This is a genomic window from Lysobacter claricitrinus (assembly GCF_045866565.1).
In the GTDB taxonomy this organism is placed as follows: Bacteria; Pseudomonadota; Gammaproteobacteria; order Xanthomonadales; family Xanthomonadaceae; genus Cognatilysobacter; species Cognatilysobacter claricitrinus.
On sequence record NZ_BAAFZV010000001.1, the window covers coordinates 493,899 to 510,316 of the forward strand.

Below are 16,418 nucleotides of genomic sequence, written 5' to 3' on the forward strand. Positions count from 1 at the left end.
GGGGTTCGATTTCGCTTACCGGGATATTGGCACCGTTTTGTTTCGTTTAAAAGGGGTGGGCGAAGATTTCTCAACGTCCCGGATCCTCCTTCTCCCTTGCCCCAGTGGCTCAATGGGCCAGGGCCGGACAAATCCTATCTGCAGGGCCACGGTCGCCCAGCGGTGCCGGGTCCGGCAGTGCGCGAGGATGACTTCGCCCCGGAAGGCAGGCGTTGCGAACTTGGCCGCTTGCCCCACAAGCTCGGCACCCCAGCAAGACGTCTCTCCCGACGGCCCGCTCCCAGCCGACGAAGCGCGCGGCGATCGGGTGCACGAGGGACAAGACGTCAGCGGCGCGTCCCTCGGCGACCAGTTGCGCCGGAGAACCAGTCAGGCCGCCCCGCGAGGGTCACCCATTCGACTGCCGTCTCCAGTAGGTGCTGCGCACAGTCTCTCCGGGGCTATTCGCGCGACGTCTCATGCAAATCTCGACTGATGTTCCTCCATCTCTGATCCATAGCGCGCCAGCAGTTCTTGAAGCACATAGGCGGAGCCGACGGCATTCATATATCGGCCCGTATTGGAAAAGCCCCTAAAAAGGTGCATCGGGTCATCGACCAACGTTCCCTTGACGATGGAGCCCGCGAACGCATGCGTTTCCTGAGCAACGAATAGTGCCAATTGCGCCGAGGCGCAGGTCAGCGCGCCCAGCGACAAGAAGTGAACTTCCTCCTTATCCGTCAGTGACGGTGCAAACGCACTCATCAGCGAGGACTGGCGTCCACCGTGTGTGCTCTCGGAGAACATTTTCTTTGCTTCTCGGTGCCTTTCGATGAGCGACTTGGACAGTTCTTCTTTGGTTCCACAGGCCAAAAGATATTGGTGCACTTTTTCGTACACCTTTCCATACCCGATGTGCTTGTTCCAGAACTCGTTCGTGTCATGGGTCGTGGCGAAGGCTTTGCACATTTCTTCGCTGAGCGCCAGGACCATGGCGATTTCAATATCCTCAATGAACGTGCGCGCCAAGACGCGTGCGGTCATATCCTGACCAATGGCTAGCAGGTCACGTATTGAGATGACATCGCGCTTGAGCTTGGAAACGGTAACCGCAAAACTTGCGAGGTTGCTGCTAAGCGGAACCTCGTACAGATAGCGTTCGAACTGCACGAAAAATTGAATGCTTTCGTCCAGCAAGACGAACCAAGGCTGCAGTTGTGCATCAATGCATTGGGCTAAGCGTACGCGTGCGGCCTGGAGGTCCGCCGCTACGTCGATACGCCCGCAATCCGCCGGCGCGACGGCAGCAAGCTGCAATCGGTTCGCCCGTTCGACCAGGTCCCGTACAAACGATGCCTCGATTCTCATCTGGATGGCTCCTATCTAGCGCTCCGGATAGGAACGACCTTCGTGGTCTCGTTGCGCAGTTGATCAAGGTAGTCGGCCCACGCCTGCATCATCTTTTTTCGTTCCGCCAAATGTGCAGTCCGGTTGTACGCGCGCCCAAGCGGATCTCGCACGGCATGCGCCAACTGATGCTCGATAAAGTCTGGCCGAAAGCCGAGCACTTCGTCCAAGACGGTTCGAGCCATGGCCCTGAAGCCGTGTCCCGTGATGGTGTCGCCGTTGAATCCTAGGTAACGCAAGGCGGCATTAATGGTGTTTTCGCTCATGGGCCGCTTTGCACTCCGCACTCCAGGGAAGACAAATTCACTCCGCCTCGTGATCGGGTGCAGATCATCCAGAATTTCTACGGCCTGAGAAGGAAGCGGCACGATGTGTGGCGTACCGGTCTTGCTGGCGGTGAAGCGCCACTCCGCTGCATCTAAGTCAAGGTCAACCCAACGCGCCGTCCGCAATTCTCCTGGCCGCACGAAGAGCATAGGCGCCAGCTTCAATGCCCCCACGGTCACCGCCGAACCTCGGTAGGAGTACATAGCCCGGAGTAGATCGCCGATCTTCGCGGGATCGGTGACACTGGCAAAGTGCTTGGTCTGCGGCTGCTCAAGCGCGCCTGAGAGATCGACTGCCGGATTGTCCTGCGCACGCCCCGTGGCGATTGCGTACCGGAACACACGCCCGGTAAACGAGCGGGCCCGATGAGCTGTCTCGATAACACCGCGCTTTTCCAGTTTCCGTAGCGAAGCCAGTAGCAGCGGAGCAGTCACATCGGTGATCGGCATGCCGCTGATTGCTGCCATGTCCTTCTCAATCAGGCGACGCTCGCGCTTCACCGATCCAGGACTCAGTCCTTCTTTCGCGCGCTTGGCCAAGAGTTCGGCTGCGATGGCGCCGAATGTCGTCTCCGCCTGTTCGATCTTTGCGGCTCGCTCGATCCTGGCGGCGTTCGCGGGATTACCCCCGCCCTTTACCAGACCGCGCAAGCGGTCTCGCTCGGCGCGCGCCTCCGCCAAGCCCATGATCGGGTATTCCGAGATCGTGATGATGCTTGGCTTGCCGGCGTAGCGATATCGATAGCGCCAGACTTTGGAGCCACTAGGGCGCACTTCGATGCACAGGCCATTGGTGTCTGCGATGCGAAATGCGCTCGCGCGCGGCTTGAGTGTGCGCAGCTTGGTATCGGTGAGCATGTGAGTCAGCAATTTGTGAGTCAGCGACCCCTGGCCGACCCTCTGACTCACAGCCTGACTCACTTTTGTTTCGGATTCAACTGGACAACCATGGACATGCGCGCACAAAAAACCCCGCAATTTGCGGGGTTTGTGGTCGATAGCTGGACCAACCTGGCCAACGTTGGACGCTTATGTGGTGGGCCCACCAGGATTCGAACCTGGAACCAAGGGATTATGAGTCCCCTGCTCTAACCGTTGAGCTATAGGCCCGCAAAGGGTTCAGGCCACTTGAGCCCGCATCGATGCAATTTTGGTGCAACTCCGCCGGCGAGTCGACTTTGCAGAGCGTCCATCGCATCGACCAGGTTGGCAGCGTCCGTGTAAGGCTCAGCCATCGCGCGTCTGCCGCGTCCGCCGATGGCTTGAATGGTAGCGGGGTCGGGTCCCGCGCTGCGTTGGTCGCGACGGTGTGCCGCGTCGTGTGCGACGTGATGTTTCCGGGTAGTCCGGCACGCTCAACGCAACGCACGAACTACGAATCGATTTGATAGACCCTGGAGACCCTGGCGAGGCCCTGAAGATCAGCCGAGTTCCGCGGTCGGGGGCGACGCGCGCTCATCTCGGACGTCCTTCGTCATCGCGTGTCGATCATCGAAGGTGGTCTGTTGCAATCGCGACACATGATGATCGGGACGCGGCGAGCCTGCGAAAAGCTTCAACGCCTATCTCGAAGGTATCTGTCGTGATGATGACCTATCCCTGCAGCGTCGCTGCTCAACTTCGCGGGCGCTGATGGAGCACGACGTTCACCGACGCCCAACGGCGTGATTTGGACGCCGCACCGCGATGCGCACATCCAAGGCGGGCAGCTGACGCTCGACGGAGCCAGCGACTGGATCGAACGGCCAGCCTCCGCGTCACGGGACTTTGCTTCCGGCGACTCCACGATCGATGCGATAGTCATCATCACCCGCAACAGCCCACTGAACAACGACGCGGCCCGCGAGGGTTCGATCTTCGCGTGCTACCCGACCGGGGCGGCGACGACAATACGTTGCTTCTGAGGGCCTGAGGTTCAACATCCACCGCCGGAGCGAGCTCGTATTTTCTCGAGACGTGCGGCACGCGCGAGAGCGCCGCGTCATCGAGCGCGGTGCCCGGCGGCAGCGACGTCCACGACGCCGGTTGCAAAAGAACGACAGCACCGTCCGACACTTGGTCACCGGCGCCGAGGTGGCAGAAGCGACGCTGTCGAGCATCGGCGTCGCGGGCATTCACCCACTGCGCATCGGTGCGCTCGGCTACAGGGCTACGAGGACCAGCTCGACACGAAGTTCCGGTCGACGAGGGTCACGAAGGGGTTGGCAGGTGCACCGTGGAATTCACGCCCCGACCGCGCCTTTCCGAACTGCCTGAACGAACGAGCGCTTCTCTGCGGTTGAGCCCGGCTGCACAATGCGGCCATGCCGCGAGCAAACAACTTCGATGCCCTGCGCCTGTTCGCCGCTTTCATGGTCCTCTGGTCGCATCAGTTCGCGCTCTCCGGTCGCCCCGAGCCGCTCTTCCTGGGTCCGCACGGGTACGGGAATCTCGGCGTCCTCATCTTCTTTTCGATCAGCGGATACCTAGTCCGCGCCTCGTGGAAGAGCGACCCCAGTCTGTGGCGCTTCGCCCTGAAGCGCTTTCTTCGCATCGCGCCCGCGCTGACGGTGTGTGCGCTGATCACGCCTCGCGTGGTCGAAGCGCTCGGCCTATGGCCGTTCCCGCACAACCCGCTGCACGCCTTGAATGGCTCGCTCTGGACCATCGAGTTCGAGGTGCAGTGCTACCTGATGCTCGCGGCGCTGGCGCTCCTCCTGCCGCGCGTCGGCCTTATCTTCGCTCTCGGCATGCTGGTGTGGTGGTGGAACGTCCGCGACGTACATCCGCATACCGTCGCCCACTTCGGGCTACTGTTCGCTGTCGGCATTTTGATGCAGGAATACCCGGTGCTGCGCACCGGCAAGGCCGTTGCCGGCTTGGTCGCTGCAGGTCTTTTGCTCCTACCGACTGGCCATTACCAAGTCGTTCTTGCGCTGATCGTCGCGCCACTGTCAATCTGGATCGGCAGCGCGTCGTGGCCCGTGCTGCGGCGGGCCGGGCGGTGGGGCGATATCTCCTACGGAATCTACATCTACGCGTGGCCGGTGGAGCAGATCGGCGTTGCTCTGCTCGGACAGCGAACGTCGTATCTCGAGCTGCTCGCAATGACGGTAACGGCGACCGTCGCGCTGGCCGTTCTGTCGTGGCGGCTCATCGAGAAGCCCTCGCTGTCGCTCAAACCGCGCGCGATGCGCCCCATGTCGACTGTCGTCGACCGGCCGGTAGAGGCGCGGGCGCCGTAGCGCGCCGGACTCGGCCGATGAGACACCCCCGGGCCGCGATGGCGGAATGAACACCGGTGAAGCGTTTCACTGCAGTCGAACCTGCGCTACAACTTCTGCACCCTGGCGTGGCCCGAGCAGCGGGACGCTCTGTGGTCCGTGGAACTCCACACGTGGCGCGGGCCGATACTGCACCGGGTCGCCTCGCGCGCGACCGGCAAGGCACTGAAAAAAGGCTGGAACTTCCTGCTCGACGCGACTCTGCGAAACGCCGCGCCGACGGGTTATGAGTCCCCTGCTCTAACCGTTGAGCTATAGGCCCGCAACGTCGCGATTGTAGCGGCTGCACAAACGACGAGCCCGCCATGACGGCGGGCTCGTGCGTTGCGCGATGGACTGCGCGATCAATCGATGTCGAGGAACGAACGCAGTTGTTCCGACCGGCTCGGATGACGCAGCTTGCGCAGCGCCTTCGCCTCGATCTGGCGGATGCGCTCGCGCGTCACGTCGAACTGCTTGCCGACTTCTTCCAGCGTGTGATCGGTGTTCATGTCGATACCGAAGCGCATGCGCAGCACCTTGGCCTCGCGAGGCGTCAGGCTGGCAAGCACGTCGCGCACCGTTTCCGACAGGTTGATGTCGGTGGTGGCGTCGATCGGGGACATCACGTTGGTGTCCTCGATGAAGTCGCCGAGATGCGAATCCTCGTCGTCGCCGATCGGCGTCTCCATCGAGATCGGTTCCTTCGCGATCTTCATGACCTTCCGGATCTTGTCCTCCGGCATGTCCATTTCCTTGGCCAGCTCTTCCGGCGTCGGCTCGCGGCCGTACTGCTGGAGCATCTGGCGGGAAATGCGATTGAGCTTGTTGATCGTCTCGATCATGTGCACCGGGATACGGATGGTGCGCGCCTGGTCGGCGATCGAACGCGTGATCGCCTGGCGGATCCACCACGTGGCGTACGTCGAGAACTTGTAACCACGGCGGTATTCGAACTTGTCGACCGCCTTCATCAGGCCGATGTTGCCTTCCTGGATGAGGTCGAGGAACTGCAGGCCGCGGTTCGTGTACTTCTTGGCGATCGAGATCACGAGGCGCAGGTTGGCCTCGACCATCTCCTTCTTCGCCTTGCGCGCCTTCGCTTCGCCGTAGGCCATCGCGCGGCTGATTTCCTTCAGCTCGGCCAGCGTGACCTTCATGCGCTGTTCTTCGTCGATCGTCGCCTGCTGTTCGAAGACGATGCGATCCTTGACGTCGCGCAGCGCCGACGCCCACTTCTGCTTGCGCTTGAGCAGCTCGTCGACCCACTCGAGGTTGGTCTGGTTGCCGTCCCACGCGCGGATGAAGTCCTTGCGCGGCATCTTCGCGATGCGCACGGACAGGTCGAGGATGCGGCGCTCGTGTTCCTTCACCTTGGCCACGGACTCGCGCAGGTTGCGCACCAGCGCGTCGGTCAGGTTCAGCGGAAGCTTGAGCGTGACGAAGATCTCCGCCATCTCCTCGCGGATCTTCTTGGTCGACTTGTGGTCGGCGCCGTTCTTGGCGTGCGACTTCTCGAACTTGCCGTAGAGATCGGCGAGCGCGCCGAGGCGGTTGCCGACTTCGATCGGATCGGGGCCGGTCGGGCCGGCTTCTTCCGCGGCGTCGTCACCCTCGACGTCGTCTTCCTCGACTTCCGCGTCGACATCGGCGACTTCCGGCACCGGCGCGGGCTCCGGCACGTCGTCAATCTGGTCGAGGAACCCGACCACGACTTCGGCGAGGCGCTTCTTGCCGCCCTTGTGCAGCTCGTAGTCGCCGAGGATCCAGGCGATGGTGCCCGGGAACGACGCAAGCGAGGCCTGGACCTGCGAAAGGCCCTCCTCGATGCGCTTGGCGATGGCGATTTCGCCTTCGCGGGTCAGCAGTTCGACCGTACCCATCTCGCGCATGTACATGCGCACCGGGTCGGTGGTGCGGCCACCTTCGGAGTCGAGCGACACCAGCGCCGCCGCGGCTTCTTCCGCGGCGGTGTCGTCCACCTCGCGGTTGCCGCTGGCTTCGCCGGCGAGCAGGAGCGTCTCGGCATCCGGTGCAGTTTCGTGCACCTGGATACCCATGCCGTTGATCATGCCGATGATGTCTTCGATCTGTTCGGGATCGACGACGTCGTCGGGCAGATGGTCATTCACCTCGGCATAGGTGAGGTAGCCCTGCTCCAGACCCTTGCTGATCAGTTGCTTGATGTCCGACTGCGGGGTCTGACGTTCGTTGGCCATGGGCTGCGCCACCTGGAGTAAAGGGGTCAAGGGAACCGCTTATTATACCAGCGCCCGTCCCTAGGGCCGCTCCGCCGCGGGCGCGGATCCTGATCGGGTCAGGCCCGCAGCAGGAAGGTGACCGGGCCGTCGTTGACCAGGCTCACCACCATATGGGCCCCGAATCGCCCGGTTTCCACCGTCGGATGGGCCGATCGGCAGGTCTGGACGAGCCGGTTGAAGAGGGGTTCAGCGATTTCAGGCGGGGCCGCGGTCTGGAACCCGGGCCGCATGCCCGAGGCCGTATCGGCCGCCAGGGTGAACTGGCTGACCAGCAGCAGCGCGCCACCTGATTGGGCTAGCCCGAGGTTCATCCGGCCGGCTTCGTCGGCGAATACCCGGTAGCCAAGCAGGCGCTCCGCCATCCGCGCGACCTGCGCCTCGCCGTCGCCAGGCTCGACCCCGACCAGCGCCAGCAAGCCCGGGCCGATCGCCCCGACCACCTCGCCGTCCACCGACACCTCCGCGCGGGTCACGCGCTGGATCAGGGCGAGCATGGGCGGAAGCGGCTGGTCATGCCGCGAGGCTAGCAGACGCTTGCACGGCGCCGGTGGCCGCGAAACAGCGCCCTGCGCGACACCTGCTCCCGTCGTCGAAAACACCGGGCCCGTAAACTGGCCGGATGCCACGCGTGCTTGCCGCCCTTCTCTACGCCCTCGCGTCGCTCGTCGCGCACCTGCCCTGGCGCTGGCTGGCACGGTTCGGCGACGCGATCGCCGCGCGTGCGGTGCGCCGGGCCAGTCGCGAATCGCGCATCACCCTGCGCAACATCGAGCTGATCGCACCCGAGCTGCCGCCGACCAAGCGCGAATCGCTGCGTCGCGACATCGTCGGCGTCACCGCGCGGCAGGCGCTGGAAACCCTGCGCTTCTGGACGCGACCGCACGCGCGCAACCTCGCCGACATCGCCGAACTGCACGGCGCCGAACACCTCGACGCTGCGATCGACGCCGGCCGCGGCGTGATCGTGCTGGCGCCGCACTACGGCAACTGGGAGTTGCTCAACCAGTGGCTGGCGTCGCGCACGCCGCTCGCGATCCTGTACGCACCGCCCGAGTCGGCGATCGGCGACGCCTTCCTGCAGCGCGTGCGCGCTGCGCATGGCGATGCATCGCGCGTCACGCAGATCCGCGCCGAGGCCGCGGGCGCGCGCCAGCTCTTCAAGTGGCTGCAGGGCGGCGGCGTGGTCGGCATCCTTCCGGACCAGCAACCCAAGCAGGGCGATGGCGAGTTCGCGCCGTTCTTCGGTCGCCCCGCGCTGACGATGAGCCTGGCCGGGCGTTTGGCCGCGCGTACGGGTGCGACTGTGCTGATCGCCTGGTGCGAACGCATCGGTGACGACGCGCGCGGCCCGCGCTTCGCGCTGCATGTGGAACCGGTGGACGCCGCGATCGCCGATCGCGATGTCTCCGTGTCGGTCGCTGCACTCAATCGCGCGGTCGAGCAGGTCGCGCGGCGTGACCTGTCGCAATACCAGTGGACGTACAAGCGCTTTTCGATCCAGCCGGACGGCACCAACCCGTACTGGCCGGATTGCTACTGACGCGCGCGTCTCCGCGATCAGCGGCCGACGCCTGCTTCCATCGCCACCTCAAGCAGCATCGCCTCGTAATCGGCCGCCATGCGCTCGCGGCTGTAACGCGTCAGCGCCGCCGCACGCGCCGCCGCAGCCAGATGCGCGGCCTCCGCGTCGTCGCGAAGCAGGTGCTCGAGCACGTCGGCCAGTGCGACCGGATCGCTCTCCGGAACGAGGCGCCCATCGACGCCATCGCGCAGTGTTTCGCGCACGCCCGGCACCGCGCTGCCGACCACCGCGCACCCCGCGGCCATGCCTTCGATCAGCGCGAGCGGCATGCCTTCGTAATGCGTGGACAGCACGCACAGGCGATGGCGCATCAGCAGCGACGGCACGTCGCGATGCAGGCCGAGGAATTGCACCTGTTCGCCGAGGCCGAGTTCGCGCACAAGGCGCTCCACCGGCTCGCGATGCGCGCGCTTGCCCGCGCCCGCGAACAGCACCGGCGGCGCGAGGCCACGATCGCGCAGAACGGCCATCGCGCGCACCAGAGTCGCGTGATCCTTCTGCTTGGAGAAGCGCGCGACCATCACGATGCCGGGGATGCGCCCCTGCACCGGCGTCTCGATGCGCAGGAACGGCGTGACGCGGATGCCGTTCGGGATCGCGATGGTGCGATCGGCCGGCATGCCCATGTCGAGCAGCACCTGCCGCACGCCCTCCGAACATCCGACGATGCGTGCGCTGCGTCGCGCCAGCCAGCGCGTCTGCGCGCGCCGCCACGGCGTGTAACGCTCGCGCGTGTTGTGTTCGACGTGCACAAGCGCCGGCACCTTCGCGAGCAGTCCCGCGTAACGGCCCCAGATGTGCTCGGAAAAACCGTGCGCGACGAGCACGTCGGGCTTCCAGCGCCGGCACAGCCGCAGCAGCGAGAGGATGGTCGCGAGGTGCGTGGCACCGGTGACCGTCTCGACCGGCACACCCGCTTCGCGCAACTCGTCGATGCGCGCGGGATCACCGCGCCGCTTGCGTCGCAGCACCAGCAACGGCTCGATCGCCTCGCCCGCGCGATGCGCGTTCACGAGCGCGATCGCCACCTGCGTCGCCCCGCCGGAGAAGCCGCCGGTGACGAAGTGGATCACGCGCAGGGGACGATCGATGGCCATCGGAACTCCTCGGTCGTCGACAGCGTAAGGCCCGACGCGTCGCGCGCCTATACTCGCGACGCATCCGCAGGCGAGCGCCCATGCCCGAACCCTTGCCGCTGTCCGGCGTCGTCATCACCCTCAACGAGGCGGACCGCATCGAGCGCTGCGTCGCGTCGATGCGCGAAGTCTGCGACGAGATCATCGTGCTGGACTCCGGCTCGACCGACGGCACGATCGAGATCGCGCGTGGTCTCGGCGCGCGCGTCGAGCATCGCGACTGGGACGGTTTCGCGCGGCAGAAGAACGCTGCGATCGAACGCGCCCGGCACGAGTGGGTGCTGCTGCTCGACGCGGACGAATGGCTGGAAGCGCCCGCGCTCGCCGAACTCCGCGCCCTGTTCGAACGCGATCTCGACAGCGCCGATTGCTGGCTGCTGCAGCGGCGCACGCATTTCCTCGGCCACACCATGCGCGCCGGAAGCTTCGCGCACGAACCGGTACACCGCCTGTTCCGCCGCGCGCTTCGACACGGCGACGTGCCCGTGCACGAGTACCTGGACGTCAAAGGCTGGCGTGTCCGCGCGTCCGGCGTCGTGCTCGAACACGACACGGCGCGTAGCGAGGATGAGTACTGGCAGAAGCTGCAGCGCTACGCGCGCCTGTGGGCGCAGGAACGCAGTGCGCGCGGACGGCGCGTCGGACCGTTTCGCGGCGTCGCGGCCGCGGCGACCTATCTCGTCAAGAATCTTCTGCTGCGCGGCGGCGTCATCGACGGCCGCGTCGGCCTGCGCTTCCACGCGCTGCATGCGCGCTACGTCTGGCTCAAGTATCGGCTCCTGGCCGACGCCCGATAGCGCAAGGCCGCGACGCTAGCGGTCGAACCACGGCTCCAGGTCGCGCGCGAGGCGCCGCGCTCGCAGGTGCCAGCCGCGGCGGCGACAGCCGTCGAGCACGTCGACCGCGCGATCCGGAAACTGGTGCCGGAAACTCCTGCGCACGGCGTCGCGCAGGCTGGCGTCGACCTCGCCGACCTCGAGCCGTCGCGCCAGCCACGCAAATCCCCGAGCACGGTAATAGGCGGATGCGAAGCGCAGCGACGCGTCTTCGGTCCCCGCAGTTCGTTCCAGCACCGCTTCGAGCGAACGAAGGCGATCGTGCAGCGTTCGCGCGTCCAGCGCCTGCACCAGGCTTCCTTCGCGCTGGCGGTAACGTATCCACCCGGCAGCGACGTACGAAACCTTCGTCGCCACGATGGCCAGATCGAGACTCGCGGCGACATCTTCGAACACGTGGCCTTCGTCGAAGCGCACGCGGGACCAGCATTCGCGTCGCGCGATCTTCGACCATGCGTGGAGCTGTCCGGCCAGCAGCAGGCCGACGAGTCGTCGCTCGGGTGAGGCGAGGTCGTGCCGCGGGCCTTCGAAAGTAACGCGCCGTCGCCAATCGCCCGGATGCAGGCCACTGCCGGTATGCAGCGTGCGGTAGTCGCACAGCACGAGGTCGGGGGCGTGCCGATCCACGTGGGACCGCAGGGCGCGCATGGCGCCGCGCGCCAGCTGGTCATCGGCGTCGACGAACCAGCAATACTCGCCGCGCGCGTTCTCGATCAGGTGGTTTCGACACCAGGCAACACCTTGTGCCTGGGTGTTGCCCAATACGCGAACACGCGGATCCCGCGCGGCATGTGCGGACGCGATCGCGAACGTCGTATCGGTGGATGCGTCGTCGAGCACGAGGAGCTCCACGTGCGCGTCCGCCTGCCCGAGGATCGAACCGAGCGCATCCGCCAACCAGGGCGCAACGTTGCGCGCCGGCACGAGCACGCTCAGCCAGGGCGGCGGCGAATCCGTCACCTAGCGCAGTCCACCGCGCGCGACGGCACCAGCCACCATTCGCGACGATTGCTGTGGCCGACGAATATGGCGCGGCTGCGGCCGATGCACGGCACGAGCGCGTCGTCCTCGAGCAGGATCCAGCGACGCGCGACGTCGCCACGCTGCCATGCGAGTGCATCGCGCAGCTGCAGCGCAGGATCACGCGTGAAGCCGAACGTGCGCGCAGGGCGGTCGGCCATCAGCAGGTTCTGTTCCTTCCATGCCACCAGCGCGAGCTGGTCGTCGGGTCGCAGTATTTCGGACGTGCGACGCATGAGGCCGCGCGCGGAACTGGCGTCGTTCAGTAGCGGCTGCGCGGCGAGGCCGACGACGAGCCACAGCCCGGTCAGCGTGCCGAGCAGTGCACCGACGCCACGACGCAGTCCGAACATCAACAACATCGCAGCGCCCCAGGCAGCGATGGCGAGCATCACCCAGCCGAGTGCGTCGGCGCCGCCGACCAGACCGCGCGCTTCATCGAGGCGTTGCTCGAAACCCGGATGGCCGAACACCACCATCGCGCCGGCGATGCCGATCGCCAGAGTCACCGCCGCGGCGAGCGCGAACGCGAAGCGACGCGCGCCCGGCCGTTCGATCGCCGCGGGCAACCACGCGCCGAGCGCGAGGCAAAACATCGGCAGTGCGGGAAGAATGTAGACCTCGCGCTTGCCGGCGCTGAGGCTGAAGAACAGCACCACGAGCGCGACCCATGACAGAAGCAGCGCGAGTCGACCGTCGCGCGCGCGCAGCGCATCGCGCCAGCCGCGCCACACCCACGGCAGCGCGAACATCGCCGGCAACCACTGCGTCACCATGACGACCGGGAAGTACCAGACCGGTTGCTGGTGATGCCACGGGTCGGCGTAACGCTTGGCGGTCTGCCGCAGCAGGATGTTGTCGGCGTAGTCGTGCAGTGCGGGGTCGTGGCTGTGCGCGACCGCCCACAACATCGGCGCGAGCCACAGCGCGACCGGCAGCAGCAACGCGACGATCCCCAGCCACGTCGAGGCACGCCGCCAGCCCATCGCACCGACGTGCGTCCAGCGCTTCGCGTGCAACACCGCCGCCGGGATCAGCACGAGCAGTGCGATCACGCCGACGCCCTTGGTGATGACGCCGAGCCCGGCCGCGAACCAGCCCAGCCACCACATGCGCAGGTCGGGCCCGCGCAGCAGATGACGCAGCAATCCGTACATCGAAAGCGTCACCCAGAACACCAGCAACGGATCGATCTGTGCGCGACGCGCCTGGAAGGTGAACGCGAAGGTGAAGAGCAGCGCCCATGCCGCGTACGCACCGGCGCGACGGTCGTACAGCCGTGCGCAGAGATCGCGCAGCAGCGCAAGCGTCCCAAGCGACGCGAGCAGCGACGGCAGCAGGAACGCGACACGCAGGTTGCCGATCAGCGTGAGTGCGATCGCCTGCAGCCACATGAAGAGCGGTGGCTTGTCGGCGTAAAGCTCGTTGCCGCGCATCGGGAACAGCCATTGGTGGCTGTCGACCATCTGCTTCGCGACCAGCGCGAAGCGCGGCTCGTCCGCGGGCCACGGGTCGCGCAGACCGAGGCCCGCGCCGAGCACGAGCACGGCGACGAGCCAGAACAGCCAGCGTTCGCGGGATTCGGCGGTCTTGAGCATCGGGCGGATGATACGGGCAGCGCCGCGACGGGCCTCGGTCAGGCCGCGTTCTTGACCAACCGCGCGTAGAAGAAGCCGTCGCGACCGCGCTCGCCGGGCAGCACCTGCCGGCCGGCACCGCTTTCGCGACCGAAGCGATCGTCCAGCGGCGTGGCCGTCGCAGTCGGCGTGCGCGAGAGGAATGCGTCGACCTGACGTTCGTTCTCGTCGCGCAGGATCGAGCAGGTCGCGTACAGCAGCACGCCGCCGGGTGCGACCGCCGCCCACAACGCACCGAGCAGGCGCGCCTGCAGCGCGACGAGCGCGTCGAGGTCGCTTTCGCGCCGATGCAGCACGACGTCGGGCTGTCGACGCACGATGCCGGTCGCCGAACACGGCGCATCCAGCAGCACGGCGTCGAACGGCGTGCCGTCCCACCATGCGGCGAGGTCGGCCGCATCGGCGGCGAGCAGCCGGGCACGGCCATCGAAGCCGAGGCGGTGCATCGCGCCTTCGACCTGCTTGAGGCGCGCGGCGTCGACATCGATCGCTGTCACTGACAACGACGGATCGCGCTCGAGCAGATGCGTCGTCTTGCCGCCCGGCGCCGCGCATGCGTCGAGCACGCGTGCGCCGGCTGGCAGTGACAGCGCGTCGACCACCGCCTGCGCGGACGCGTCCTGCACGGTGACGACGCCATCGTTGAAACCCGGCAGCGTGGCGACCGCCACGGCATGCGCGAGATGCAGCGCGTCGGGCAGCGTGTCGTCGACCACTGCATCGATGCCGGCATCGATCAGCTGCGCGGCATACGCGTCGCGCGCGATGCGTTGACGATTGACGCGCAGCCACATCGGCGGTGCGTGCGCGCTCGCATCGAAGATCGCGTCGACGTCCTGCGGCCAGTCCGACTCGATGCGAGCTCTCAGCCAGTCGGGCCAGTGCGCGCGCGCGTCGCCCTTCGGAATGCCGTCGCGTTGCGCGCGCCGCAGCAACGCGTTCGCGAGCCCGGCGCGATGCGCCTGCCCGCTCGCGCGCACCGCCTCGACGGTCGCGGCAACGGCTGCATGCGCCGGCAGTCCGAGCGGATCCAGCTGCGCAAGGCCGGCCATGAGCAACGCGCGCACCGCACTGTCGCGGCGCGGCAACGGCTTGGGCATCCATGCATCGAGCGCGGCGCCATAGCGTGCCGGTGCGCGCAGCACCGCGAACACGATCGCCTCGGCCAATGCGCGATCACGCGCGTCCGGCAACGTCGACAGCGCGGGCCCGAGTTCGGCGCGCAATGAATGGTGCCGATGCAGCACCGCATCGAGCACGCGCGCTGCGGCGAGCCGGGTGGCGACGCCCGGAGCGTTCAGCGATGCGTTGTTGCGCGCGGCCATGGCGGCGTCAGGCGACGCGAAGGTCCTGGCGTGCGTTGAGGAAGTCCGCGGCGGTGATCGCACGCCCGCCTTCGCGTTGCAGAACGCGCACGCGCAGCACGCCGTCGCCGGTGGCGATGTCGAGGCCGTCACGACCGGCGCGCAACAGCGCGCCCGGCGCGGCGGACGTCGATTCGTCGAGCGCAATTGCACCGTGCAGGCGCACGCGCTCGCCTGCGATCGTCGCTTCCGCCATCGGCCAAGGATTGAACGCGCGCACCTTGTTGGCGAGCGCGCGCGCCGGTTGCGACCAGTCGAGCTTCGCCTCGGCCTTGTCGAGCTTGTGCGCGTAGGTGACGCCGTCGTCGGGCTGTACCTGCGGCACCGGGCGCATACCCGCACGCAGCAGGCCGAGACCGTCGCGCAGCACCTGCGCGCCGAGTTCGGCGAGGCGGTCGTGCAGCTGGCCGCCGGTTTCGTCGGCCGCGATCGGAATGGACTGCGAAAGCAGCACCGGGCCGGTGTCGAGGCCCTTTTCCATCTGCATCAGGCAGATGCCGGTCTCGCTGTCACCGGCTTCGATCGCACGCTGGATCGGCGCGGCGCCGCGCCAGCGCGGCAGCAGCGATGCATGCACGTTCCAGCATCCGAACTGCGGGATGTCGAGCACCGACTGCGGCAGGATCAGCCCATAGGCGACCACGATCATCACGTCCGGCTGCAGAGCGCGCAGCGCGTCCTTCGACACCTGGGCCTTGAAGTTCTCGGGCTGCAGCACGGGGATGCCGCGCAGCAGCGCTTCCTTCTTCACCGGCGACGGTGCGAGGCCGCGCCCGCGACCGGCCGGGCGATCCGGCTGCGTGTAGGCCGCAACCACTTCACCCCGCTGCGCAGCCGCACGCAGGCAGGGAACGGCGAACTCGGGCGTGCCGGCGAAGACGATTCTCATGGGGTGGACGTCAGCGAAGGGCGGCGGAGGATAGCGGTTCGCGCGCGAGCACCGCGCGTGGAAACGTCACCTCGGCGCACGCGCAGGCGACGCGGTCGCCGAACGGCTCAGGCGCGACGACGCTTCGCGAGCTTCTTGCGCACCATCTCGCGCTTGAGCGGCGACAGGTAGTCGACGAACAGCTTGCCGGCGAGGTGGTCCATCTCGTGCTGCACGCAGACCGCGAGCAGGCCGTCCGCGTCCAGCTCGAACGGCTGGCCGTCGCGGCCGATCGCCCGCACCTTGATGCGGTTGGCGCGGGTGACGTCGGCGAAGATGTCCGGCACCGACAGGCAACCTTCCTGATAGACCTGCTCGCCGTCGCTCTCGAGGATCTCGGGGTTCACGAACACCATCGGCGCCGAGCGGTCGTCGGACACGTCGATGACCATGAAGCGCTGGTGCACGTCGACCTGGCTGGCGGCCAGGCCGATGCCCGGCGCCTCGTACATCGTCTCGAACATGTCGTCGAGTCGCTTCTGGAAGGCAGGCGTCGTGACCTCCGCGGCGTCGACGGCACGGGCGACCGTGCGCAGGCGGGGATCGGGGAATTCGAGGATGTCGAGAATGGCCATGGCGGGATCCGGGGCGTCGCCGGCGGTTCGGGCGACGCGGGCGTGCTCGTCGAGCGCGCGAGAAATGGAGGTCACCGTCACAACCGCAGGACGGGACGCCATTCTACCGCCCCGGCGGCATTGCA

The 16,418-nt window shown here is 66.6% G+C and carries 14 protein-coding genes and 1 tRNA gene; 4 read left to right on the top strand and 11 right to left on the bottom strand.

Annotation, left to right across the window (positions count from 1 at the left end; genetic code table 11):
- Nucleotides 1-456: 456 nt before the first annotated feature.
- From ACKTTN_RS02170 to ACKTTN_RS02180, 3 genes are all read right to left on the bottom strand, one after another.
- Nucleotides 457-1,347 carry a hypothetical protein gene (locus tag ACKTTN_RS02170; RefSeq protein ID WP_407908230.1) on the bottom strand — a complete coding sequence of 297 codons (891 nt, stop codon included), beginning with the start codon at nt 1,345-1,347 and terminating at the stop codon, nt 457-459.
- Nucleotides 1,348-1,358: 11 nt separating this feature from the next.
- Nucleotides 1,359-2,570: a tyrosine-type recombinase/integrase gene (locus ACKTTN_RS02175; RefSeq protein WP_407908231.1), complete on the bottom strand. Its 1,212-nt coding sequence runs from the start codon at nt 2,568-2,570 to the stop codon at nt 1,359-1,361.
- Nucleotides 2,571-2,746: 176 nt separating this feature from the next.
- Nucleotides 2,747-2,822 (bottom strand) — tRNA-Ile (locus ACKTTN_RS02180).
- Between the two features lie 554 nt (nt 2,823-3,376).
- Between ACKTTN_RS02180 and ACKTTN_RS02185 the strand changes: the two genes are divergently transcribed.
- On the top strand, nt 3,377-3,616 hold the full coding sequence (locus tag ACKTTN_RS02185; RefSeq protein ID WP_407908232.1) for a hypothetical protein: 240 nt from the start codon (nt 3,377-3,379) through the stop codon (nt 3,614-3,616).
- A gap of 399 nt (nt 3,617-4,015) precedes the next feature.
- Entirely contained in the window at nt 4,016-4,936 is a 921-nt protein-coding gene (locus tag ACKTTN_RS02190; protein WP_407908233.1) for an acyltransferase family protein, read from the top strand.
- Nucleotides 4,937-5,319: 383 nt separating this feature from the next.
- On the opposite strand, the gene rpoD is transcribed toward ACKTTN_RS02190, so the two are convergent.
- Together rpoD and dtd are read right to left on the bottom strand one after the other, a co-directional pair.
- The gene (gene rpoD / locus ACKTTN_RS02195) at nt 5,320-7,173 is read right to left on the bottom strand and encodes an RNA polymerase sigma factor RpoD (RefSeq protein WP_407908234.1); all 1,854 of its coding nucleotides are present in this window, start codon (nt 7,171-7,173) and stop codon (nt 5,320-5,322) included.
- A 98-nt stretch (nt 7,174-7,271) separates the two neighbouring features.
- Nucleotides 7,272-7,709 (bottom strand): D-aminoacyl-tRNA deacylase, encoded by a 438-nt coding sequence (gene dtd / locus ACKTTN_RS02200; protein ID WP_407908235.1) that lies wholly within the window; start codon nt 7,707-7,709, stop codon nt 7,272-7,274.
- 125 nt (nt 7,710-7,834) lie between these two features.
- On the opposite strand from dtd, the gene ACKTTN_RS02205 reads away from it, so the two are divergent.
- Nucleotides 7,835-8,755, top strand: a complete 921-nt coding sequence (locus ACKTTN_RS02205) for a lauroyl acyltransferase (RefSeq protein WP_407908236.1) — start codon at nt 7,835-7,837, stop codon at nt 8,753-8,755.
- A gap of 17 nt (nt 8,756-8,772) precedes the next feature.
- On the opposite strand, the gene ACKTTN_RS02210 is transcribed toward ACKTTN_RS02205, so the two are convergent.
- On the bottom strand, nt 8,773-9,894 hold the full coding sequence (locus ACKTTN_RS02210) for a glycosyltransferase (RefSeq protein WP_407908237.1): 1,122 nt from the start codon (nt 9,892-9,894) through the stop codon (nt 8,773-8,775).
- An 80-nt stretch (nt 9,895-9,974) separates the two neighbouring features.
- Between ACKTTN_RS02210 and ACKTTN_RS02215 the strand changes: the two genes are divergently transcribed.
- Nucleotides 9,975-10,730 (top strand): glycosyltransferase family 2 protein, encoded by a 756-nt coding sequence (locus tag ACKTTN_RS02215; protein WP_407908238.1) that lies wholly within the window; start codon nt 9,975-9,977, stop codon nt 10,728-10,730.
- 15 nt (nt 10,731-10,745) lie between these two features.
- On the opposite strand, the gene ACKTTN_RS02220 is transcribed toward ACKTTN_RS02215, so the two are convergent.
- The 5 genes from ACKTTN_RS02220 to def all read right to left on the bottom strand — a co-directional run bounded on the left by ACKTTN_RS02220 (nt 10,746) and on the right by def (nt 16,293).
- Entirely contained in the window at nt 10,746-11,729 is a 984-nt protein-coding gene (locus ACKTTN_RS02220; protein ID WP_407908239.1) for a glycosyltransferase family 2 protein, read from the bottom strand.
- Entirely contained in the window at nt 11,726-13,387 is a 1,662-nt protein-coding gene (locus ACKTTN_RS02225) for an ArnT family glycosyltransferase (protein WP_407908240.1), read from the bottom strand. Before ACKTTN_RS02225 ends, ACKTTN_RS02220 begins: the two co-directional genes overlap by 4 nt.
- Before the next feature lie 38 nt (nt 13,388-13,425).
- Nucleotides 13,426-14,751 carry a 16S rRNA (cytosine(967)-C(5))-methyltransferase RsmB gene (gene rsmB, locus ACKTTN_RS02230; RefSeq protein ID WP_407908241.1) on the bottom strand — a complete coding sequence of 442 codons (1,326 nt, stop codon included), beginning with the start codon at nt 14,749-14,751 and terminating at the stop codon, nt 13,426-13,428.
- 7 nt (nt 14,752-14,758) lie between these two features.
- The gene (fmt, locus tag ACKTTN_RS02235) at nt 14,759-15,679 is read right to left on the bottom strand and encodes a methionyl-tRNA formyltransferase (protein ID WP_407908242.1); all 921 of its coding nucleotides are present in this window, start codon (nt 15,677-15,679) and stop codon (nt 14,759-14,761) included.
- Nucleotides 15,680-15,786: 107 nt separating this feature from the next.
- The gene (gene def / locus ACKTTN_RS02240) at nt 15,787-16,293 is read right to left on the bottom strand and encodes a peptide deformylase (protein WP_407908243.1); all 507 of its coding nucleotides are present in this window, start codon (nt 16,291-16,293) and stop codon (nt 15,787-15,789) included.
- Nucleotides 16,294-16,418: the final 125 nt, after the last annotated feature.